Here is a 20348-nt window from a genome sequence, read left to right as displayed (position 1 = left end):
GTGCCAACCTTGGCTGGCACGCTTTTCGCGCGATGTTTCATCCGCGCCATGCGTGGGTGCCTGAAACCTGCCAACCGCGGTTGGCGTCCCCGTAGGGCCAGATGAAACGGGCGCCTTGTGGCGCCCGCTCCAATCACATCACCACACCTTGACCCGCTTGTCCGGGGCCAGGTACAGCTTCTGGCCTTCCTTCACGTCGAACGCGGGATACCAGGCGTCGATGTTGCGCACGGTCAGTGCGCGGAACTGGCCCGGTGCATGCACATCGGTGAGCAGCGAGTTGCGCAGCGCCTGCTCCCGGCTCTTGCTGCGCCATGCCTGGGCGAAGCCGAGGAAGAAGCGCTGGTCCGGGGTGAAGCCTTCCAGGGTCTGGCCCGGCTTGCCCTGCAGCGACAGCTGGTAGGCATCGTAGGCGGTACCCAGGCCGGCCACATCGGCGATGTTCTCACCCAGGGTCAACCGGCCGTTCACGTGCACCCCCGGGAACGGCTCGTAGCTGCTGAACTGCGCGGCCAGTGCGTCACCGGCGGCGTTGAACTGCTGCAGATCCTCGGCAGTCCACCAGTTGTGCAGCTTGCCGGTCTCGTCGAACAGCGCACCGGCATTGTCGAAGCCGTGGCTGATCTCGTGGCCGATCACCGCGCCGATCGCACCGTAGTTCACCGCATCGTCGGCGGCGCCATCGAAGAACGGCGGCTGCAGGATCGCGGCCGGGAACACCAGGCGGTTCTCCAACGGCACGTTCATCGCGTTGATGGTCTGCGGCAGCATGGCCCATTCGCTATGGTCGACCGGCTTGCCCAGCTTGGCGATATTGCGCTGGTACTCGAACAGTTCGGCGCGCTGCGCGTTGCCCAGCGGATCATCCCGGCGGATCTCCAGGCCGGTGTAGTCGCGCCACTTGTCCGGATAGCCCATGCCCACGGTCAGGCCGGCCACCTTGGCCTTGGCGTGCGCCTTGGTCTGCGGCGACATCCACGACAGTGCGTCGATGCGCTTGGCGAAGGCGGCGATGATGTTCTTCGCCATCGTGTCCGCGCGTTCCTTGGTCTTCGCGTCGAAGTGCTTTTCGACGTAGCGTTGGCCGATGGCCTCGCCGACGGCGTGGTTGGCGTCGTCCACGGCGCGCTTCCAGCGGTCGCTCTGCTGCGGCGTGCCGCTCAGCGCCGTGCCGTGGAAGGCGAAGCGGGCATCGGCGAACTTCTTCGGCAGGTAGGCAGCGGCCCGGTCCAGCGCGTGGAAGGCCAGATAATCCTTCCACACGTCCAGCGGCTCGGTGGCGACCAGCCTGGACAGGCCAGCGACGGCCTTGGGCTGCCACACGATGAAGTCCTGCTGGCTGCCCAGCGTGGCTGCGTCGAGGAAGGCATGCCAGTCCATGCCCGGCGCCTTGGCGTTGAAGTCGGCCTGGGTCCAGGGGTTGGCGCCCTTGGTCACGTCGTTGGTTTCTTCCTGGGTGGCATGCGCCTGGGCGATCTTCGTTTCCAGTGCCAGGATGCGCTGCGCCTTGCCGGCCGGGTCGGCGACGCCGGCCAGTTGCAGCATCTGCGCGATATAGGCCTGGTACTGCCTGCGCAGCTCGGCCATGCGGCCATCGCCCAGATAGAAATCGCGGTCGGGCATGCCCAGGCCGCCCTGCACGAGGTAAGGCGCGGTACGGTCCGGCTGCAGCATGTCCACCGACACCCACAGGCCGAACAGGCGGTCGGTGTAGAAGTTGGTCGCGTTGAGCAGATCGACGTCGGCGCGCAGGTCGCCGCCGAGCGCGCGGGCCAGGCCGGCCTTGTCGGCGATCGCATCGATCGCCTTCAGCTGCGGCTGCACCGGCGCGATGCCACGCTGCTCGATGCCGGCTTCGTCCATGTAGGCGGCGTAATAGTCGCCGATCAGCTTGTCGCTGCCGCTGGCCTGGGCATTGCCGGCGGCGCCCTCGAGGATGGCGCGGGTGTCGGCCAGCGTCTTCTCGGCGATGACGTTGAAGCTGCCGAAACGTGAGCGGTCGGCCGGAATCTCGGTGTTCTTCACCCAGGTGCCGTTGGCGAAGCCGAAGAAGTCATCGCCGGCAGCGATGCTGCGGTCCATGCCGCTGGCATCGAAGCCGAAGCTGCCCAGCATCGGCTTGGCTGCCGCAGGGGGGGCATCGGCCGGGGCGGTGGCGGCGGCCGTGGGGCCGGCCGGACGGTCACAGGCGGCCAGGGACAGGCTGGCAATGATGGCCAGCGCCAGGGTGGGACGACGCAGCTTGGACATGCACTTCTCTTGCGGCGGAAAACCCCAAGTCTAATCCGCTCCGGAGCGGCTGGCCCTGCCCTTGTGGCGCCCGCCCTGTGCAGGATCTGGCTGAACGCGCGGGCGCGGTCTTCACGTCATCACCCACCTGGTGCATGCTGGCGCGGAAGCCTGCGCAGGCGCGGGGGGATGGGCCATGCAGGGTGGTGCAGGCGTCAAGAATGGCGCTGGCCGGCCGCTGAGGTCGGGGACGCTGAGGATCCGTTCGCGCATGAAGCCAACCGACTGGACGAGGAAGATCGACCCATGCCTGCGATGAAGCGGGCATTGGGCCGACCACTGCGCGCCATAACCTGGGGCGGCGTGGTGCTGGGCGTGCTGCTGGTGGCTGGCCTGGCCACCATGCTGGCCAATGACTACCACCGCCGGCTGGAGGCCGCGCAGCGGCAGAGCCGCGCATTGGCGGTGGGCAGCGAGCGCCTGCTGGCGCTGGAACTGCGCAACCTGGAACGGGCGATGTCCGGTATCGCCGCCGACGCCGCCGAGCTGTTCCGCCGCGTGCCGGCACAGGCGCCGGCGTTGCTGGACGCCTCCATCGCCGGTGTGCTGCGCCGCCACGCCGAACTGCACAGTGTCGTCGTGCTTGATCGCCATGGCCGCGCGCTGACCGCTGGCACCGGTGACCCGCAGCTTCCGCTGTGGACCGATCCGCAACGCCACCGCCTGGGCAGCGCGCTGTACATCGGCCCACCGCAGCAGATGGATGACGGGCGCTGGGTCGTGCCGCTGGCGTCTTCCATGGCTGATGGCCGCTGGCTGCTGGCGCGGCTCCGTTGCGGCGAACTGCAGCGCATCATCGGCGGCCTTGACGTGGGCCCGAACGGCCTGGTTTCGATCAGTGATGCCGAGGGCTACATGCTGGCCCGCGTACCGGACCCGCATGGCACGGTGGGCCGCCGCTACGCGCTGCCGCGCCGCGATCTGCTCGGCCGGCCGGCGGTGGTCGAACTGGGCAGCATGCCGGGTGTGGTCGACGGCGTGCCGCGCATCCTTACCCTCAGCACGCTTGAACGCAGCCCGTTGGCGGTACAGGTGGGGCTGGCCGACGAGGACGTGCTCGCGCCCTGGTGGCCCTACCTGCAGGCGTCGGTGGCGATCGTGCTGGCCTATGTCGTGGTGCTGCTGGTGCTGCTGTACGCCGTGCGCCGGAGCACCCGCAGCCAGCAGGCGATGGCCGAGGAACTGAAGGCGGGCCATGCCGAGCTGCGCCTGGCGCACCAGGTCGGACGCGTCTGCACCTGGTACGTGGACGAGGATGCAGCGCTGCTGCGCTGGTCGCCGCTGGCCCGTGAGATCTTCGGCATCCAGATCGACGCGCTGCCCGTGGCTGACTTCTTCGCGCGCGTGCACCGCGATGATGCTGCGCGCCTGCAACAGGCCTTCGACCGGGCCTTTGCCGGGGGCGCGGTACTGGACGAGGTGTTCCGCCTGGTCCTGCCCGGAGGCGAAGTGCGTTGGGTGGGTGCACGCGGGCAGCGGGTGGAGCTGGCTGACAGCGAGCGGCGCATGACCGGCGCGCTGACCGACCTGAGCGAACGCTACCAGGCCCGTGAGCAGATGAGCCAGGTGGAACGCCGCTTCCGGCTGCTGTTCGACCGCAATCCCGCGCCGTTCTGGGTGTTCGACCCGGATACCCTGCGCTTCATCGAGGTCAATGAGGCGGCCGTGCGCCAGTACGGCTTCAGCCGCGAGGAGTTCCTCGCGATGAGCATCCTCGATATCCGCCCGCGCGAAGGCTGGGACGAGGTCCGCAATGCCATCGATCGCGCACGGGTGGGTGACCCCCCGGATGCCGCCGTGCGCCTGCATCGGCGCAAGGATGGCAGCGTGTTCGAGGTGCGCGCTCACTTGTCCAAGCTCGATTTCGACGGCCAACCCGCGTGCCTGGTGCTGGCCGAGGATGTCAGCGAGCGGTTGGCCTACGAGCGCGATCTGGCCTACCAGGCGCGGCACAATCCGGCTACCGGCCTGCTCAACGTGCGCGCGCTGGCCGACCAGCTGGAGGAGCAGGGAACCGGCTACACCGTCGCGTTCGTGCAACTGCGCGGCCTGCAACTGGTGGCCGATACGCTGGGCCGCGAGATCGGCGACGCAGTGCTGCAGTCGATGGCCACCCGGCTGGCGGGGCTGGGAGCGCGCTGCGGCGCGCTGGCGTTCCAGCCGGCAGAGGATTTCGTGCTCGCCATCGGGACCGGGCACGATCCGCAGCGGGTGCTGGACGACCTGTTGCAGATCGTGTCGGCACCGATGCGCGGCAAGGATTCACTGCATCAGTTCGAGCCCCGCATCGGCGTAGCCGCGCACGTACCCGGCGATGGCCACAGCGCCGAGCAGGTGATCGGCATGGCGGCACAGGCCGCGCATGCGGCGCGTGCCGAGGGCAACGTGATGGCCTGGTTCGATGCGGCGGTAACCGCGCGGCTGGCCGACCGCCTGCGCCTGGCCGGACGCATCCACGCGGCCATCGACAGTGAATTCCAGTTGTACTTCCAACCGATCCGGCACGCCGGCGATGGCACGCCGGCGGCGCTGGAAGCACTGCTGCGCTGGCCGCAGGCCGATGGCAGCTTCATTGCGCCCAGTGAGTTCATCCAGCTGTGCGAGGACACCGGGCTGATCCTGGCGCTGGGCCGCTGGGTGATCCGCGCGGCGGCAAAGGCGCAGCGCCGGCTGGTCGACGCCGGATGGGGCGAACTGCCGATCGCGGTCAACGTCTCTGCCGTACAGTTCTTCAACAGCGACCTGGTGGCCGAATTCACCAGCGCCCAGAAGGAGTTCGGGCTGGCGCGGGGGGCGCTGCACGTGGAGCTGACCGAGAGCAGCCTGATGCGCAAGCCGGCACAGGCGATGCAGACCATGCAGCGCCTGCATGAGCAGGGCATCAGCGTGTCGCTGGACGATTTCGGCACCGGTTACTCAAGCATGTCCTACCTGCAGCACCTGCCGCTGGACATCCTGAAGATCGACCGCACGTTCGTCGCGGACGTGGAAACCAACCCGCGTAATGCCTCGATCTGCCGCGCGCTGTTGTCGCTGGGCCACAGCATGGGGCTGACCATCATTGCCGAAGGCGTGGAGACGCGGGGGCAACTGGACTGGCTGGCCGCGCATGGTTGCGACCAGGTGCAGGGCTACCTGCTGGGGCGGCCAGCGCCGCTGGAACGCATCATCGACGCGCTGGACGAGGTCCCTGCCTGAAGGGGAGTGCCGGCGCGGGCCGGCAATCGGGCGCATCCGGTTGCAGGCCCATGCCGGCCAGCGGCCGGCACTACCCGTAAACGCGCTACACCCCAGCTTCCACCAGATGATCGATGAAGCTGCGTACCTTGGGCGCGAGGTGGCTGCGGCTGGCATAGATCGCGAAGATGCCGATCGGTGACGCCTGCCACTCCGGCAGGATGCGCACCAGGCGGCCATCGGCCAACGCCCCCTCCAGCAGGAAGTCCGGTTGCAGGATCACCCCCATGCCGGCAATGGCCGCTTCGCGCAACACATCGCCATTGTTGGCGTGCAGCAGGCTGTTCACCGCGACCTTCACTTCGCCTCCGGGCCCCTGCAGCGGCCACTGGTCGCCGGCGGCCCAGTAGCTGTAGCTCAGGCACGCGTGTGCCTGCAGGTCCTGCGGCGTCCGGGGCATACCGCGTGCGGCCAGGTAGGCCGGCGCGGCGCACAGGCTTACCCGCGCTTCGCCAAGGCGGCGCGCGATCAGCGTGGGGTTGGGCTCGCGGGTGATGCGGATGGCCACGTCGTAGCCTTCCTCGACCATGTCCACCAGGCGGTCGGACAGGGCCAGGTCCAGTTCCACCTGCGGGTAGCGTTCGCGGTAGCTGGCCAGCCGTGGGCCGAGCCGCGCGATGCCCCAGCTGACCGGTGCGTTGATGCGCAGTGTCCCCGAAGGCTCCAGCGCCTGCGCGCCGACGCTGGCCTCCAGCGCGTCGAACTCGGCCAGCAGGCGCACGCATCGGGCGTAGTAGGCGGCACCGGCACTGGTGGGGCTGACCCGGCGCGTGGTGCGGTGGAGGAGGCGCGTGGACAGGCGCTTCTCCAGCGCGGCGACCTGGCGGGTGACGCCGGCGGTGGACATGTCCAGGGCCTGGGCGGCGGCACTGAAGCCATTGCGCTCGACCACCGCCACGAACACGCGCATCGCCTCGAGGGTGTCCATTGTTGCGCCTTGTGAAATAAATTCGGTCCAACGATCGTATTTATCATTCCGCGAGGGCGCAATAACCTGTGCCGGCTGCTCCCCGGCGTGTGCGTTTCCTGGTCCATGCGCCGACGGCCGGCTGATTACGCAACTGGAGGATTCCATGTCCCGCCTGCCCTCGCTGTACATCTCCCACGGTTCGCCGATGACCGCCCTGCATCCGGGCCAGGTCGGCGTGCGCCTGGCCGAGTTGGCGCGCGACCTGCCGACGCCGCGCGCCATCGTGATGGCCTCGGCGCACTGGCTGGGCCGGCAGCCGCTGGTTGGTGCGCATCCGCGGCCGCCGACGATCCATGATTTCGGCGGTTTCCCGCGCGCGCTGTTCGAACTGCAGTACCCGGCGCCGGGCGATCCGGCGCTGGCCGAAGAGGTGGCTGGCCGCATCGCCGCTGCCGGCCTGCCAGTGGCGCTCGACCCGCAGCGCGGCCTGGACCATGGCGCGTGGGTGCCGCTGCGGCTGCTGCGGCCGCAGGCCGACATTCCGGTGGTGCCGCTGTCGATCCAGCCGCTGCTCGGCCCCGAGCACCAGTTCGCGCTGGGCCGCGCGCTGGCACCACTGCGCGAGCAGGGCGTGCTGCTGGTCGGCTCGGGCAGCATCACCCACAACCTGCAGGACTGGGGCGACTACCAGGACGGCAAGGAAGCGCCGTACGTGCGGCCCTTCATCGAGTGGGTGGAGCAGCGGCTGGCCGCCGATGACCGCCAGGCCCTGTTCGATTACCGCCGGCAGGCGCCGTTCGCCGAACGCGCGCACCCCACCGACGAGCACCTGCTGCCGCTGTTCTTCGCGATGGGCGCGGCGGGCGAGGGCAGCTTCGGGGCCCACCGCATCGACGCCGGCATCGATGCCGGCTTCCTCGCCATGGACCTGTACCGCTTCGACGGGGCATGAGCCGGGGCTGACGCGCCGCCAGCGCCGCCGTCGCGATGGCGGCAGCGTGTGATAGTTTTTTCCGGGTATCCGGCGCTGGCCCCGAGCCTCCCCGCGCGCCGCTTCCTGGAAGAAGCATGCATACCATCGAAGTCGTCCTGGCGATGCTGGTGGCCGTTGTCGCCAGCGGCTACCTGGTTCGCGTCCTGCCGTTCTCGTTGCCGCTGCCGTTGGTGCAGATCGGCCTGGGCGCGGTCATCGCCGGTGTGTTCAATCGCGGTCATGCACTGGAACCGGAAGTGTTCTTCCTGCTGTTCCTGCCACCGCTGCTGTTCCTCGATGGCTGGCGCATTCCCAAGCAGGGCCTGTTCCGCGACAAGGGGGCGATCCTGGAGCTGGCGTTCGGCCTGGTGGTGTTCACCGTCATCGGCGCCGGCCTGCTGATCCATTGGATGATTCCGGTGATGCCGCTGGCCGTGTGCTTCGCGCTGGCAGCGATCGTCTCGCCGACCGATCCGGTGGCGGTCGGTGCGATCGCCTCCAAGGCACCGATTCCCAAGCGCCTGATGCACATCCTCGAAGGCGAGTCGCTGCTCAACGATGCGTCCGGCCTGGTCTGTTTCCGCTTCGCGGTGGCGGCGGTGATGACCGGTACCTTCTCGCTGGCGACCGCTTCGCTGACGTTCGTGTGGGTGGCGGTGGCCGGCCTGGCGGTGGGCGTGGCGGTCACCCTCGGCGTGTCCACCTTCCAGCGCTGGCTGTGGCGTCGCTTCGGCGAGGAGCCCGGCGCGGCGATGCTGGTCAATCTGCTGATTCCGTTCGCCGCCTACCTGCTGGCCGAAGAGATCCATGCGTCCGGCATCCTCGCTGCGGTCGCCGCGGGCATTGCGATGAGCTACGTGGAGCTGACCGGCCGCGTGTCCGGCAGCATGCGGGTGCAGCGCGCCGGGGTCTGGAACATGCTGCAGTTCAGCTTCAACGGCATCATGTTCGTGCTGCTGGGCGAGCAGTTGCCAGGCATCGTCGAGCGAGCCATGACGACCATGAACGAGAGCGGCCACCAGAGTGCGTGGTGGCTGCTGGTCTACGTGGTGGTGATCAACCTGGCCCTGGTCGTGCTGCGCCTGCTGTGGGTATGGCTGTCGTTGCGCTGGAACCTGCTGCGTGCACGCCGCCGTGGCCTGGAGCGTGGCGAGGCGCCGAACTGGCGCATCGTGGTGGCCACCTCGGTGGCGGGCGTGCGCGGTGCGATCACCCTGGCCGGTGTGCTGACCCTGCCGCTGTTCCTGCCCGATGGCAGCCCGTTCCCCGCGCGTGACCTGGTGATCTTCCTGGCCGCAGCGGTGATCCTGTTCTCGCTGGTGGGCGCCAGCGTGGCACTGCCGCAGTTGCTGAAGGGCCTGCAGCTGCCGGCCGATTCGGGCGAGCGCAAGGAAGAAGACCTGGCACGCCGGCTGTCGTCGAAGGCCGCGCTGGCCGGGGTCGAACGCATGCGCCAGCAACTGGTGATGAACCAGAACACCGAAAACGTGCAACTGTACAACGATGCCGCTTCGCGGGTGAGCCTGCTGTACCAGCGGCACCTGGAGAAGGACAACGATGGGCCCGACGTGGACCCGGAGAAGGTGCGGCGCATGGAGCTGGGTTACCGCCAGCTGCGCAGCGCCGGCCTCAATGCCGAGCGTGAGGAACTGTTCCGGTTGACCCGGCGCGGGGTGATCTCCGATGAGATCTCGCGGCGCCTGATCCGCAACCTGGACCTGCTGGAGTCGCGCAAGCGCGAATGACCCTGGGACCGGGCGTTGCTGACGCTGACGCGGATTCCGCCCTGGCATGTAGAGCCGGGCCCATGCTCGGCTGCGCTTGCTTCAGGCGTCATGAACCCGGAACGAAAAGCAGCCGAGCACAGGCTCGGCTCTACATGCCGGTGCCGGTTACTCCGGCTTCTGGTCCAGGAAATACACCTCGACCTTGCCCTTGACCTTGATGGTCATCGGGTTGCCACGGCGGTCGCGGGCCTTGCCGGCCTGCACGCGGATCCAGCCTTCGCTGACCGAGTATTCCTCGACGTTGTCGCGCTCGACGTCGTTGAAACGCACGCCGACGCCGCGCTCCAGCGCCTGCGCATCATGGAAGGGGCTGGCCGGGTTGATCGCCAGGTGGTCGGGAGGGGTATCGCTCATCGCTTCATTCACAGTGACGGCCACCAAGGCCGGCTTCAGCGGCACAGGATAAACCGTAGAATGCCGGCCTGCCCCAGAGGACGTTCCGCCATGCCCGACAACAGCGACTATTTCGACTTCGAGGAAGACATCCACGACTTCGACGAGGAGGGCTTCGAGGCGCGGGTCTGGAACCTGCTGGTGCTGATCAATCCGGGCGACGAAGAGCTGGCCCTGCAGCAGTTCAACCGCTGGCGCGAGCTGCTGGCCGAGGCCGGCGAGCCGCTGGAACCCGACGCAGACTGGCTGCCATCGTTGCTCGCCGCGATCGGCTGGCAATCCGGCTTCGAGGTCGAGCGCGATGACCTGGAGGCGCTGGTTTCCGCGGTGAACGAGCTGTCGGCGCGCTTCAACCTGCAGCTGGACTGGGGCGGGGACCTGGACGACGAGGACTTCACCGACGGCCTGGACGGCGTGCAGCTGATGGCCACCGCCTTCGACCGCCTGCGCGAGCATAACTACACGCTGTGGAGCGTGGATGCCGGCAGTGATGGCTTCACCGGGGTGATGGCGTTGACCCGTGACGATGACGCGATGCTGGCGCTGTGCTCGCTGCTGAACGTGGAAATCCGGCTGGGCAGCGACCCGTTCTGATCGGGCCTGTAGATCCGAGCCCACGCTCGGCTGCATTTCGCCTAGAGCAGCCGAGCATCGGCTCGGCACTACAGGAGGCAAACGGCAGCCGAGCCTATGGCCGGTATTGCGCCCGGGCGTTGGCGATCACCGCTTTGACCAGCTCGCGGTCGGTGTGCCGGGAAATCGCACGGGCACCGAGCGCGATCGCCTGTGCGCGCAGCTCGGCAGTGACATCGTAATGGGCGCCGCTGGCCTTGTTCTGGAAGGCGCGCGGCGGAATGCCGAGCTGCGCGGCCATGGCGTGCAGCTCGGCCAGGGTGTCGGCCATCAGGTGCGCCCAGCGCTGCCCGCGCCAGGGATGCACCGCGTCATCGACGTAGACCGCCACCGCCGCGGCCGGTTCAGGCCTGCGGCTTGCTGTCGCTGTCGCTGTCGGCGGCCGGGGTGGCCTCGGCAGCGGCTTCTTCGGCCACTTCGCCGTCGGCGGCTTCGCCTTCCTCGCCTTCAGCAGCGTCGACGCCTTCGAATTCGGCGACCAGCTTGTCCAGGTATTCGTCGGCAGTCTGGCCGGCCTCGGCCGCCAGGGTGTCCAGCAGCTTCTGCAGCAGTTCGGAGTACTCCAGGTTGACCTTGCGGCCTTCCTTCTCCTGCACGTTGGCCAGGTGCTTGAGCATGGCCAGCATTGGCACCGGGTTCTCGGCGTTGCCCATGGTCTGGCCGCCGATGGCCAGCAGCCACTCACGGCCCTGCAGGCCGATGGCCGCCACGACCTGGCCGTCTTCGTTGGTCAGCACGGCATGGTTCTGTACCTGCTGTTGGGCGTTCAGGCGCAGGAACGGGCGCTTGGCCTGCTGCTTCTTGCGCTTGTCGCGCTTGGCCTTGGAGTTCTGGGACATGAGGTGGGATCACCTGGAAACGGAAAGACCGTCATTGTAGCGGCCGCGCGCAGGCGGGGTCAGATCCCTTTCCATGGAAAGGGGTCTGACCCCGGTTCAGCGTGCTACGGGCGCTGCCTCACCCTGTGCGGCCTGCACGTCCGGGTCGGTGGTGGGCGCCGACAGCCCCACCTGCGGGCCGGCACCCGCCAGCGCGGCCGCTTCGGCGGCCTGGGTCATCACCACGATACTGATGCGGCGGTTGATCGGGTTCTGCGGGTCAGCCTTGTCGAACAGCACCGACGACGACAGGCCGACCACGCGGGTGATCTTGCTGTCCTCCAGGCCGCCGTCCACCAGTGCACGGCGAGCGGCGTTGGCGCGGTCGGCGCTCAGTTCCCAGTTGCCGTAGCCGCGCGCGGCCGAATAGGCGGTGATGTCGGTATGGCCGGTCAGGCTGATCCGGTTCGGCACGTGGTTCAGGTACTCGGCCAGCTCGTGAAGGATCTGCTGCGTGTAGGGCTTGAGCGTGGCGCTGCCAAGGTCGAACATCGGCCGGTTCTGCTTGTCCACGATCTGGATGCGCAGGCCTTCCGGGGTCAGGTCCAGCAGCAGCTGGTCCTTGAACGGTTCCAGTGCCTGGCTCCGGCTGATCGCTTCCTGCAGTTCCTTCATCAGTGCTTCCAGCTGCTGCTTGTCGTGCTGCTGCGGGTCCGCCGGCTGCGGCACCGCTTCCTTCTGGTTCTGGAAGGGATCGTTGCTGCTGCCGCGCGAGATGTCGGTGGCGCCGCCCAGCTTGATCATCGATGTGCTGGCGCCGCCCGGGCCGGCCATGCCGGGCGCCGGCGTGGCGTTCTGCCCGCTCAACGGGCTGGGGTTGCGGAAGTACTCGGAAATGGCCGCACGGTCGTTCTTGTTGGTGGTGGCCATCAGCCACAGCACCAGGAAGAAGGCCATCATCGCGGTCACGAAGTCGGCATAGGCCACCTTCCACGAGCCACCGTGGTGGGCGGCGTGGCCGGCTTTCCTGACCCGGCGGACGATGACAGTGGGCTTGGTCTCGGCCATGGCTTACTTGACCGTCTTCAGATGCTGCTCGAAATCGGAGAAGGCCGGGCGCACGTTCGACGGCAGCGTCTTGCGGGCGAATTCCAGCGCGATCTTCGGGTTGTAGCCGCGCAGGCAGGCCAGCAGGGCGGTCTTCACCGATTCGTAGATGCGGCTGTCCTGCTCGGCGCGCGCTTCCATGGCGGCGGCCATCGGGCCGACGAAGCCATAGCCCAGCAGGATGCCGAGGAAGGTGCCGACCAGCGCGCCGGCCACGTGGCCACCCACCTCGACGATGTCGCCGCCGATCGAGCCCATGGTGATGACGATGCCCAGCACCGCCGCCACGATGCCGAAACCGGGCAGTCCGTCGGCGACCTTGGTCAGCACCTGCGACGGTGCCATGGCCTCGGCATGGTGCTTTTCCAGTTCCAGTTCCAGCAGCGGCTCGAGCTCATGCGGCTCGATGTTGCTGCCGATCATCAGGCGCAGGCAGTCGGTGATGAAGTCGATCAGGTGGTGGTCGGCCTGCACCTTGGGGTAGTTGCCGAACAGCGCGCTCTCGGCCGGCCGCTCGACATGGTCTTCCAGCGCCATGAAGCCTTCGCGGCGGGCCTTGTTGAGCAGTTCGTAGAGCAGGCTGAGCACATCGATGTAGTCCTGCTGCTTGTAGCGCGGGCCCTTGAACACGCCGACCATGGCCTGCAGGGTCTGCTTGACCGTCTTGGCCGGCGTGCCGACCAGGAACGCGCCGAGCGCGGCGCCGCCGATGATGACCAGCTCGTAGGGCTGCCAGAGGGCACCCAGGCGGCCGTGGGCACCGAGGTAGCCCCCGATCACGCTGATGATGACGACCAGGAATCCAACGATGATGAGCATGGGGCGACGCAGGGAGAGGGGATATCTCCTTGTCGGCCCGTCGCCCGGGTTTCTGAAGAGGGAATTCTGTGAAATCGGTCAGCGGGGTGTTTCAGCCGGCCACACCGGCTTCGGCGCCGCCACGCTGTAGCGGATCGGGCCAGGGCTCGCCATTGCCGACGAAGGAAAGTGAGACGGAGTTCAGGCAGTGGCGCTCGTAGGTGGGCGGCGGACCGTCCGGGAACACGTGGCCCAGATGGCTGCCGCAGCGTGCGCAGGTGATCTCGGTGCGGACCATGCCGTGGCTGGTATCGCGGATCTCGCGCACATGCGCCGGGTCGAACGGGGCGAAGAAGCTGGGCCAGCCGGTGCCGGAATCGAACTTGGTGCTGGAGCGGAACAGCGGCAGCGCGCACAGCCGGCAGCAGTAGACGCCCTCGCGCTTGTTGTCGAGGAACACGCCGCAGAACGGCGCTTCGGTGCCGTGCTGCAACAACACACGGCGTTCCTCGCTGCTGAGGCCGGCGACCAGCGCCTCGGTCTGGTTGGCAGTGGGGGGCGTCAGGTCGAAGGCAGTCATGCCGGCTCTCCGTGGGTCGATGGCCTGGGGATGCCGGCAAACGTGGGGGTGCGGGGCCTGCCTTGCAAGTGTGATGGCCGTTCATGGGCGGCACACAGGTGCAGGCGCAAGGTGAGTGCCATACACGCCGGAGCGTGCCATGAAGCCGACCCTTCCCCTGTTGTTGATCGCCCTGTTGCCCGCACTGGCGCTGGCCCAGGTGCCCACCCCCGACCCGACGGCCACCCGCAGCGCGACCACCGTGGCGCCGCAGCCGGTGGCACCACCGCCCCAGGCGGCCCGGCCGCAGCCACAGCTGCTGCCTTCGCCGCAGCCGGCGCAGCCGATCAAGTCCACCGGTCCGGCCCAGGTCGTGCCCGCACCGACCCCCAAGCCCGCCGACAAGGTCTACGACCGCAATGGCCGCATCGTCCCCGGGGTGCGCCCGGCCGGACCGAACCGGGTGTTCGATTCGCGCACCGGCCGCTATTACGACAGCGTGCCGGCCGGCGACGGGCAGCAGATCAAGCGCTGACCCGCTCCGGGCCGGGCGGCGGCGGCCGTGGCCTGAACGCACGAAAACGATGGTGTACCGATCACTGCTTTTTCGCCTGTGATTAACCGTTCCGGGACCACCGTAGCCCTGCGCCGGCATCCCGCCGCCGCATGTCCTTCGTCCACTGGATCGCGATCATGAAAAGCCCGCAGAACCGTCATCCCGGCAAGGAACCGCAGGGCCGCAACCCACAACAACAGCAACAACAGCAGCAGATGGAGCCGCAGCAGCACAAGAGCGGCAAGCAGCAGGAACAGCGCTCGCAGAAGCACCCGCAGCAGCGCTGACGGTCGCCACGACCGGGATCCGACCCCTTGCCTGATCCCGACCGGGGTCGGATCCCGCACCGCGGGCTCTGACCCCAGTCCTGTGCGGGCCTCAGTCCGGAATCGGCAGGCTCAGCGTCTCCTTCACTTCTTCCATCACGATGTAGCTCTTCGACTCGCGCACATGCGGCAGTGTCAGCAGCGTGCTGCCGAGCAGCTTGCGGTAGGAGGCCATCTCGCTGATCCGCGCTTTCAGCAGGTAATCGAAGTCGCCCGAGACCAGGTGGCACTCCAGCACGTTGGGGAGCTTCAGCGCCGCGCGGCGGAATTCCTCGAAGATGTCGCCGGATTTGTAGGCCAGGCTGATCTCCACGAACACCAGCAGGCTGGCCTTCACCGCGGCCGGGTCCAGGTGGGCGTGGTAGCCGGTGATCACCCCTTCGCGCTCCAGCCGGCGCACGCGCTCGGTGCACGGGGTGGTCGACAGGCCGACCCGCTCACCCAGTTCGGTGAAGGACATGCGGCCCTCGGCCTGCAGGATGCGCAGGATCTTGCGGTCGATCTTGTCCAGTTCGCGGGTACGGGTGGCCATGGCCGTCAACCTTGGGGAATGAATTGCAGGAGAACATCCTGCCGGTTGATCGCAAATCAGGCAAATCGACTGGTATTGGCTGTCTATACTTCCCCAATTATGGTCCCCGCGCGCTCCAGTGCAGGGAATGATCGGGTTGGAGAAGTCCCATGCGAGTCCTAGTTCTCGGCAGCGGCGTGATCGGCACCACCAGTGCCTGGTACCTGCGGCAGGCCGGGTTTGAAGTCACGGTCATCGACCGCCAGCCCGGCCCCGCGCTGGAGACCAGCTTCGCCAACGCCGGCCAGCTGTCCTTCGGCTACACCTCGCCGTGGGCGGCTCCGGGCGTGCCGAAGAAGGCGATCGGCTGGCTGTTCGAGAAGCATGCGCCGCTGGCGATCAAGCCAGGCATGGACCTGGCCCAGTACCGTTGGCTGTGGCAGATGCTGCGCAACTGCACCCACGAGCGCTACGCGATCAACAAGGCGCGCATGGTGCGCATGTCCGAGTACAGCCGCGACTGCCTGAACGAGCTGCGTGCGCAGATCGGCATCGAATTCGAAGGCCGCGACCTCGGCACCACCCAGCTGTTCCGCACCCAGCAGCAGCTGGATGCCTCGGCGCAGGACATCGAGATCCTGGCCCAGTACGGCGTACCGTACGAGGTGCTGGACCGCGCCGGCATCGTCAAGGCCGAACCGGCGCTGGCGCACGTCGACGGCCTGGTCGGCGCGTTGCGTCTGCCGCGTGACCAGACCGGCGACTGCCAGCTGTTCACCCGCCGCCTGGCACAGATGTGCGCGGATGCCGGCGTCGAATTCCGCTTCGACCAGGACATCACCGGCCTGGAGTCCGATGGCGACCGCATCGCCGGCGTGCGCATCGACGGCAAGCTGGAAACCGCCGATCGCTACGTTGTCGCGCTGGGCAGCTATTCGCCGGCGCTGGTGGCACCGCTGGGCATGCGCCTGCCGGTGTACCCGCTGAAGGGCTACTCGCTGACGCTGCCGATCACCGATCCGGCGATGGCACCGACTTCGACCATCCTCGATGAGAGCTACAAGGTGGCGGTGACCCGTTTCGATGACCGCATCCGCGTCGGTGGCATGGCCGAAGTGGCCGGCTTCGACCTGTCGCTGTCGCCGCGCCGCCGCCAGACCCTGGAGCTGGTGGTCAGCGACCTGTACCCGAAGGGCGGTGACCTGTCGCGCGCGCAATTCTGGACCGGCCTGCGCCCGGCCACGCCGGACGGCACGCCGGTGATCGGCGCCACCCCGTTCCGCAACCTGTATCTCAACACCGGCCACGGCACGCTGGGCTGGACCATGGCCTGCGGTTCGGGTCGTTACCTGGCCGACCTGATGAGCGCGCGCCAGCCGCAGATCAGCACCGAGGGCCTGGATATCTTCCGCTACGGCCAGTACGGTCACGTCCCGCAACATGAGAACCGCACATGCGTCCTGCCCGCGCGCTGATCGACCTCGGCGCCCTGCGCAGCAACTATCGCCTGGCCCGTGAACTGGGCGGCGGCAAGGCGCTGGCGATCATCAAGGCCGACGCCTATGGGCATGGCGCGGTGCGCTGTGCGCAGGCGCTGGAGGGCGAAGCCGATGGTTTCGGCGTGGCCACCATCGAAGAGGCACTGGAGCTGCGCCAGGCCGGCATCCGTGCGCCGATCCTGCTGCTGGAAGGCATCTTCGAGCCCAGTGACATGGCGCTGGTGGCCGAACACGATTTCTGGTTCGCCGTGGGTTCGCCGTGGCAGCTGGAAGCACTGGCCGCGTTCGACAGCCCGCGGCCGTTGACGGTATGGCTGAAGCTGGACAGCGGCATGCACCGCCTCGGCCTGGACGTGGACAGCTTCCGTGCCGCGCACGCGCGCCTGTCGGCGCTGCCGCAGGTCGAGCGCATCGTGCTGATGACCCACCTGGCGCGCGCCGATGAGCTGGACAGTGAACGCACCCACGAACAGGCGGCGACCTTCGCCCGTGCCATCGATGGCCTGGAAGGTGAGACCAGCGTGTGCAACTCCCCGGCATTGCTGGGCTGGCCGGATGTGCGCAGCGATTGGGTGCGCCCGGGCCTGATGCTGTATGGCGCCAACCCGCTGCCGGACAACACGGCACTGACTGCGCGCCTGCGCCCGGTGATGACGATGCAGTCCAGGGTGATTGCCGAGCGCTGGATCGAAGCGGGCGAGCCGGTGGGCTATGGCGCCCGGTTCGTGGCCAGGGTGCGCACCCGCGTGGGCGTGGTCGCGCTGGGGTACGCCGACGGTTACCCGCAGTTCGCGCCCAACGGCACCCCGGTGCTGATCGATGGCCAGCCTGGCTGGCTGATCGGCCGCGTCTCGATGGACATGCTGACCGTGGACCTGACCGCACACCCGCAGGCCGGTGTCGGCAGTGTGGTGGAACTGTGGGGCAGCGCGCCCACGCTGGCGGAACTGGCGCCACGCTGCGGCGTGAGCGCCTACCAGCTGCCGTGCGCGGTCAAGCGCGTGGCCAGGGTCTATCGGGACTGACGGAACGCTGGCCGCGCATGGCCCTGATAGCGGCCGACCTTGGTCGGCGTGCTGGATGCGTGTCGACCAAGGTCGGCACCTGCCGGCGGGTCGCGCCGCTCGGGTTCAACGTGCAGCCTTGGCCTGCGTCGCCAGCTCGCGCTTCACCCAGTCGTCGATCAGGCGCTTTTCGTAGCGCAGCGGGTCGCTTTCGCTCTTCAGGCCCAGGTTGTGCAGGTAACCGCTATCGCTGAGGCGCGCGTCGCCCTCGCTGGCGATGCGGCCCTGCGCGTCCTTGAGCGTGTATCGCAGCGTGATCCGCGGCGGGTAGATGTCGCGCATGATCCGGATATCGCGGCCATTCGGGCCGTGCCAGGGTTCATAGTCGCCCGCGCGCTTGATGTCGACCAGGGTGACCTCCAGCGTCTGCCCCGGCTGCAACGGCTTGGCGGCGGTGGTCTGGATGTAGCGGGCCAGCTGCTGCACCCAGTCGCCGCGTTCGGCCTCGAAACGGTTGGTGCTCTGGCGGATCTCGGTAAACCTGGCCGGATCCTCCCATTTCACGCTGACCGGCCCGTCGGCCTGCAACGCCCGTGGTGCATCCGGGGCGGTTACGGTGCGCGGTGCAGCGCTGGCGCTGCCCGCCACCAGGGCGCCTGCCAGCAGCAGGGCGGTCGCGAGAGAGCGGTTCATGGCGGTCTCCTGCGTCCCTCCACGGGGACAATGTTGATCACGGATCGAGTGTGATCCTGCTGATAGACGACAGCAATGGCCGATTACGTCAGGCGCAAGGGCGGTTGCCGCCAATTCATTGTCGTCAACCATGACTGACGGCGCTTGACGCTGCGAATACGCCCTTTGGATGATGCTGTGCCTCCCGTCCGGCCCGTAACGACGCCCTTGTCCACACTGCCGCCCCTTGTGGAGCGCCCACCGATGATGGTGCCAGCGCCCGAACCTGACCTGCATCATGGCGTGCTTGAGCGCATCAACGCCGGTTTCTGCGTGATCCAGGTGCTGTTCGAAGGCGACCGTGCGGTGGACTACCGATTCATCGAGGTCAACGACGCCTTCGAGCGCCACACCGGCCTGAAGGACGCACTGGGAAAGCGCATGACCGCGCTGGAACCCAACCACGAGCAGGACTGGTTCCGCATCTACGGCGAGGTGGCGCGCAGTGGCCGCCCGGCGCAGTTCGAGATGGAAGCGCGTGCGCTGGGGCGCTCGTTCGCCGTCGACGCGGTTCGCGTGGGCCGGCCGGGCGAGGACAAAGTCGGCATCCTGTTCTTCGACATCACCGCCCGCAAGCAGATGGAAGTGGAACTGGGCGAAAGCGAAGCCCGTTTCAGTGCGCTGGCCGACGGCCTGCCCATGCCGGTGTGGGTGCTGGACGAGCGCGGCCACGCCCGCTTCGTCAACAGTGCCTTCAGCGAGTTCTTCGGTGGCGACGAGACACGCGTACCGGAAGATGTCTGGCGCGGCCTGGTGCATCCGGACGACGCGTCGGTATTTGAATATGAGCTGCAGGAGGCGCTGAAGGCGCAGCGCTCGATGCACGCCCTGGTGCGCGCGCGCCGTGCAGATGGGCGCTGGCGATGGCTGGAAATGAACGCGCGCCCGCGTTTCTCGCGCATGGGCCGCTTCATCGGCCTGGCTGGCAGCAGCCCGGATGTGACCGAGCGCCGCGAGATCGAGCTGGCGCGCGAAGAGCTGCTGCAGTCCGAGCGCGCCGCGCGCAGTGCGGCCGAGAACATGGCACGGCTGAAGGATGAGTTCCTGGCCACGCTGTCGCACGAGCTGCGCACGCCACTGACCACCATGCTCGGCTGGAGCGAACTGCTGCTGCAGCGGGTGGACAGCACCAGTCCGCTGTACAAGGGCCTGAATGTGATCGCCAACAGCGCCGCCGCGCAGAAGCGCCTGATCTCGGACATGCTGGATCTCAGCAGCATGCTGCTGGGCAAGGTGCAGCTGGAAGTGGAAGTGCTGGACCTGCGCGAACTGCTGGGCGAAGCCATCGGGGCGCAGGAGCTGGTGGCCGAAGGCAAGGCGCTGGATGTGCACCTGCACCTGCCCGCGCAGCCCAGCCCGGTGCTTGGCGATGCCACCCGCCTGCAGCAGGTGTTCTGGAACCTGCTGTCGAATGCAATCAAGTTCACCCCGGCCGAAGGCCGCATCGACCTGCAGCTGGAGGCCGACGGCAACCAGTGGGTGATCAGCGTGCGCGACACCGGCGACGGCATCGCGCCTGAGTTCATCAACCATCTGTTCAGCCGCTTCCGCCAGGCCGATGGCACGACCACGCGCCGCCATGGCGGCCTGGGCCTGGGCCTGGCGATCGTGCAGCAACTGGTCGAACTGCACGGTGGCACAGTGTCCGCCGCCAGTGAGGGCCATGGCCGCGGCTCGACGTTCACCGTGCGCCTGCCGCAGTACATTCCCGACGCCGAGCGTCGCCCGCTGCGCGAGGTGATCAGTGGGCCGATATTGGAGCCGGTGGTGATCGCCGAACCGTATCCATTGCGGGGCATGCACGTGCTGGCAGTGGAAGACCAGCCGGAAGTGCTGGAATACCTGCGACGGATGCTGGAAGAGCAGGGCGCGAGCGTGTCGGCGGCCAGCTCGGCGGGCGAGGCGCTGGCCCTGCTGGCCGACAACGGCCACCTGCAGTACCACGTGCTCCTGACCGACATCGGCATGCCCGGCATGGATGGCTACGGCCTGGTACGCACCCTGCGCGAGGACATGGGCGTGGATGCTGCGACGCTGCCGGCCGTGGCGGTGACCGCCCTGGCGCGCGCGGACGACCGCCGCCGCGCCCTGGCGTCGGGCTTCCAGGAACACGTCGCCAAGCCGTATTCGGTGGCGCAACTGGTGGCGGCGGTGCGCAGGGTGCAGGTTGCGCGCCCGGACAGCGCGCTGCACTGAGCATTCACGGCGGATCGGCG

19 protein-coding genes are annotated in these 20348 nt (G+C 68.0%); 9 read left to right on the top strand and 10 right to left on the bottom strand.

The features are described 5' to 3' along the window. Window positions 1-138: 138 nt before the first annotated feature. Window positions 139-2250 carry a M13 family metallopeptidase gene (locus A9K58_RS11195; RefSeq protein ID WP_065199431.1) on the bottom strand — a complete coding sequence of 704 codons (2112 nt, stop codon included), beginning with the start codon at window positions 2248-2250 and terminating at the stop codon, window positions 139-141. Between the two features lie 285 nt (window positions 2251-2535). Between A9K58_RS11195 and A9K58_RS11190 the strand changes: the two genes are divergently transcribed. Further along, window positions 2536-5487 (top strand): bifunctional diguanylate cyclase/phosphodiesterase, encoded by a 2952-nt coding sequence (locus A9K58_RS11190; RefSeq protein WP_196769188.1) that lies wholly within the window; start codon window positions 2536-2538, stop codon window positions 5485-5487. Between the two features lie 85 nt (window positions 5488-5572). On the opposite strand, the gene A9K58_RS11185 is transcribed toward A9K58_RS11190, so the two are convergent. Further along, the gene (locus A9K58_RS11185) at window positions 5573-6454 is read right to left on the bottom strand and encodes a LysR family transcriptional regulator (protein WP_065199429.1); all 882 of its coding nucleotides are present in this window, start codon (window positions 6452-6454) and stop codon (window positions 5573-5575) included. Between the two features lie 145 nt (window positions 6455-6599). Between A9K58_RS11185 and A9K58_RS11180 the strand changes: the two genes are divergently transcribed. Both A9K58_RS11180 and A9K58_RS11175 read left to right on the top strand, forming a co-directional pair. Then, complete coding sequence (locus A9K58_RS11180; RefSeq protein WP_065199428.1) at window positions 6600-7388, top strand: dioxygenase family protein; 789 nt, start codon at window positions 6600-6602, stop codon at window positions 7386-7388. A gap of 116 nt (window positions 7389-7504) precedes the next feature. Continuing rightward, the gene (locus A9K58_RS11175; RefSeq protein ID WP_065199427.1) at window positions 7505-9154 is read left to right on the top strand and encodes a Na+/H+ antiporter; all 1650 of its coding nucleotides are present in this window, start codon (window positions 7505-7507) and stop codon (window positions 9152-9154) included. A gap of 147 nt (window positions 9155-9301) precedes the next feature. Here A9K58_RS11175 and A9K58_RS11170 read toward each other — a convergent pair whose 3' ends face one another. Then, complete coding sequence (locus A9K58_RS11170) at window positions 9302-9550, bottom strand: DUF3297 family protein (RefSeq protein ID WP_005415112.1); 249 nt, start codon at window positions 9548-9550, stop codon at window positions 9302-9304. A 90-nt stretch (window positions 9551-9640) separates the two neighbouring features. Between A9K58_RS11170 and A9K58_RS11165 the strand changes: the two genes are divergently transcribed. Continuing rightward, complete coding sequence (locus A9K58_RS11165) at window positions 9641-10183, top strand: DUF6630 family protein (protein WP_065199426.1); 543 nt, start codon at window positions 9641-9643, stop codon at window positions 10181-10183. A 94-nt stretch (window positions 10184-10277) separates the two neighbouring features. Here the strand turns inward: A9K58_RS11165 and A9K58_RS11160 are convergent, their stop codons facing one another. The 5 genes from A9K58_RS11160 to msrB all read right to left on the bottom strand — a co-directional run bounded on the left by A9K58_RS11160 (window position 10278) and on the right by msrB (window position 13525). Continuing rightward, complete coding sequence (locus A9K58_RS11160) at window positions 10278-10553, bottom strand: DUF4031 domain-containing protein (RefSeq protein WP_065199425.1); 276 nt, start codon at window positions 10551-10553, stop codon at window positions 10278-10280. Between the two features lie 13 nt (window positions 10554-10566). After that, window positions 10567-11061, bottom strand: coding sequence for a hypothetical protein (locus tag A9K58_RS11155; RefSeq protein ID WP_065199424.1), 495 nt, complete (start codon window positions 11059-11061; stop codon window positions 10567-10569). Window positions 11062-11157: 96 nt separating this feature from the next. After that, window positions 11158-12108, bottom strand: coding sequence for a flagellar motor protein MotB (gene motB / locus A9K58_RS11150; protein ID WP_065199423.1), 951 nt, complete (start codon window positions 12106-12108; stop codon window positions 11158-11160). A gap of 3 nt (window positions 12109-12111) precedes the next feature. After that, window positions 12112-12966 carry a flagellar motor stator protein MotA gene (motA, locus tag A9K58_RS11145; protein ID WP_005407915.1) on the bottom strand — a complete coding sequence of 285 codons (855 nt, stop codon included), beginning with the start codon at window positions 12964-12966 and terminating at the stop codon, window positions 12112-12114. Window positions 12967-13057: 91 nt separating this feature from the next. Continuing rightward, a complete protein-coding gene (gene msrB / locus A9K58_RS11140; RefSeq protein ID WP_065199422.1) occupies window positions 13058-13525 on the bottom strand; it encodes a peptide-methionine (R)-S-oxide reductase MsrB in 468 nt (155 codons plus the stop codon). A 139-nt stretch (window positions 13526-13664) separates the two neighbouring features. Here msrB and A9K58_RS11135 point away from each other — a divergent pair, with 139 nt between their 5' ends. Continuing rightward, window positions 13665-14039, top strand: a complete 375-nt coding sequence (locus A9K58_RS11135) for a classical arabinogalactan protein 4 (RefSeq protein WP_065199421.1) — start codon at window positions 13665-13667, stop codon at window positions 14037-14039. A gap of 131 nt (window positions 14040-14170) precedes the next feature. Beyond that, window positions 14171-14347 (top strand): lana protein, encoded by a 177-nt coding sequence (locus A9K58_RS11130; protein WP_065199420.1) that lies wholly within the window; start codon window positions 14171-14173, stop codon window positions 14345-14347. A 91-nt stretch (window positions 14348-14438) separates the two neighbouring features. On the opposite strand, the gene A9K58_RS11125 is transcribed toward A9K58_RS11130, so the two are convergent. Beyond that, the gene (locus tag A9K58_RS11125; RefSeq protein WP_065199419.1) at window positions 14439-14918 is read right to left on the bottom strand and encodes a winged helix-turn-helix transcriptional regulator; all 480 of its coding nucleotides are present in this window, start codon (window positions 14916-14918) and stop codon (window positions 14439-14441) included. A gap of 149 nt (window positions 14919-15067) precedes the next feature. Here A9K58_RS11125 and A9K58_RS11120 point away from each other — a divergent pair, with 149 nt between their 5' ends. Beyond that, complete coding sequence (locus A9K58_RS11120) at window positions 15068-16372, top strand: D-amino acid dehydrogenase (protein WP_065199418.1); 1305 nt, start codon at window positions 15068-15070, stop codon at window positions 16370-16372. Then, window positions 16351-17421, top strand: coding sequence for an alanine racemase (gene alr / locus A9K58_RS11115; protein ID WP_065199417.1), 1071 nt, complete (start codon window positions 16351-16353; stop codon window positions 17419-17421). Before A9K58_RS11120 ends, alr begins: the two co-directional genes overlap by 22 nt. 105 nt (window positions 17422-17526) lie before the next feature. Here alr and A9K58_RS11110 read toward each other — a convergent pair whose 3' ends face one another. Continuing rightward, a complete protein-coding gene (locus A9K58_RS11110; protein WP_065199416.1) occupies window positions 17527-18093 on the bottom strand; it encodes a DUF3016 domain-containing protein in 567 nt (188 codons plus the stop codon). 243 nt (window positions 18094-18336) lie between these two features. On the opposite strand from A9K58_RS11110, the gene A9K58_RS11105 reads away from it, so the two are divergent. Beyond that, window positions 18337-20328, top strand: coding sequence for a hybrid sensor histidine kinase/response regulator (locus A9K58_RS11105; protein ID WP_065199415.1), 1992 nt, complete (start codon window positions 18337-18339; stop codon window positions 20326-20328). The last annotated feature ends 20 nt before the right edge of the window (window positions 20329-20348 follow it).

Source organism: Stenotrophomonas maltophilia, from assembly GCF_001676385.1.
GTDB lineage: Bacteria > Pseudomonadota > Gammaproteobacteria > Xanthomonadales > Xanthomonadaceae > Stenotrophomonas > Stenotrophomonas maltophilia_J.
The sequence above is the reverse complement of the archived record's forward strand: the minus strand, read 5'-3'. Positions and strand labels throughout refer to the sequence as shown.

Coding starts and splice junctions, on each gene's coding strand:
- A9K58_RS11195 (WP_065199431.1), bottom strand. CDS start 2,250: ATGTCCAAGCTGCGTCGTCCCACCCTGGCGCTGGCCATCATTGCCAGC.
- A9K58_RS11190 (WP_196769188.1), top strand. CDS start 2,536: ATGCCTGCGATGAAGCGGGCATTGGGCCGACCACTGCGCGCCATAACC.
- A9K58_RS11185 (WP_065199429.1), bottom strand. CDS start 6,454: ATGGACACCCTCGAGGCGATGCGCGTGTTCGTGGCGGTGGTCGAGCGC.
- A9K58_RS11180 (WP_065199428.1), top strand. CDS start 6,600: ATGTCCCGCCTGCCCTCGCTGTACATCTCCCACGGTTCGCCGATGACC.
- A9K58_RS11175 (WP_065199427.1), top strand. CDS start 7,505: ATGCATACCATCGAAGTCGTCCTGGCGATGCTGGTGGCCGTTGTCGCC.
- A9K58_RS11170 (WP_005415112.1), bottom strand. CDS start 9,550: ATGAGCGATACCCCTCCCGACCACCTGGCGATCAACCCGGCCAGCCCC.
- A9K58_RS11165 (WP_065199426.1), top strand. CDS start 9,641: ATGCCCGACAACAGCGACTATTTCGACTTCGAGGAAGACATCCACGAC.
- A9K58_RS11155 (WP_065199424.1), bottom strand. CDS start 11,061: ATGTCCCAGAACTCCAAGGCCAAGCGCGACAAGCGCAAGAAGCAGCAG.
- motB (WP_065199423.1), bottom strand. CDS start 12,108: ATGGCCGAGACCAAGCCCACTGTCATCGTCCGCCGGGTCAGGAAAGCC.
- motA (WP_005407915.1), bottom strand. CDS start 12,966: ATGCTCATCATCGTTGGATTCCTGGTCGTCATCATCAGCGTGATCGGG.
- msrB (WP_065199422.1), bottom strand. CDS start 13,525: ATGACTGCCTTCGACCTGACGCCCCCCACTGCCAACCAGACCGAGGCG.
- A9K58_RS11135 (WP_065199421.1), top strand. CDS start 13,665: ATGAAGCCGACCCTTCCCCTGTTGTTGATCGCCCTGTTGCCCGCACTG.
- A9K58_RS11130 (WP_065199420.1), top strand. CDS start 14,171: ATGTCCTTCGTCCACTGGATCGCGATCATGAAAAGCCCGCAGAACCGT.
- A9K58_RS11125 (WP_065199419.1), bottom strand. CDS start 14,918: ATGGCCACCCGTACCCGCGAACTGGACAAGATCGACCGCAAGATCCTG.
- A9K58_RS11120 (WP_065199418.1), top strand. CDS start 15,068: ATGCGAGTCCTAGTTCTCGGCAGCGGCGTGATCGGCACCACCAGTGCC.
- alr (WP_065199417.1), top strand. CDS start 16,351: ATGCGTCCTGCCCGCGCGCTGATCGACCTCGGCGCCCTGCGCAGCAAC.
- A9K58_RS11110 (WP_065199416.1), bottom strand. CDS start 18,093: ATGAACCGCTCTCTCGCGACCGCCCTGCTGCTGGCAGGCGCCCTGGTG.
- A9K58_RS11105 (WP_065199415.1), top strand. CDS start 18,337: ATGATGGTGCCAGCGCCCGAACCTGACCTGCATCATGGCGTGCTTGAG.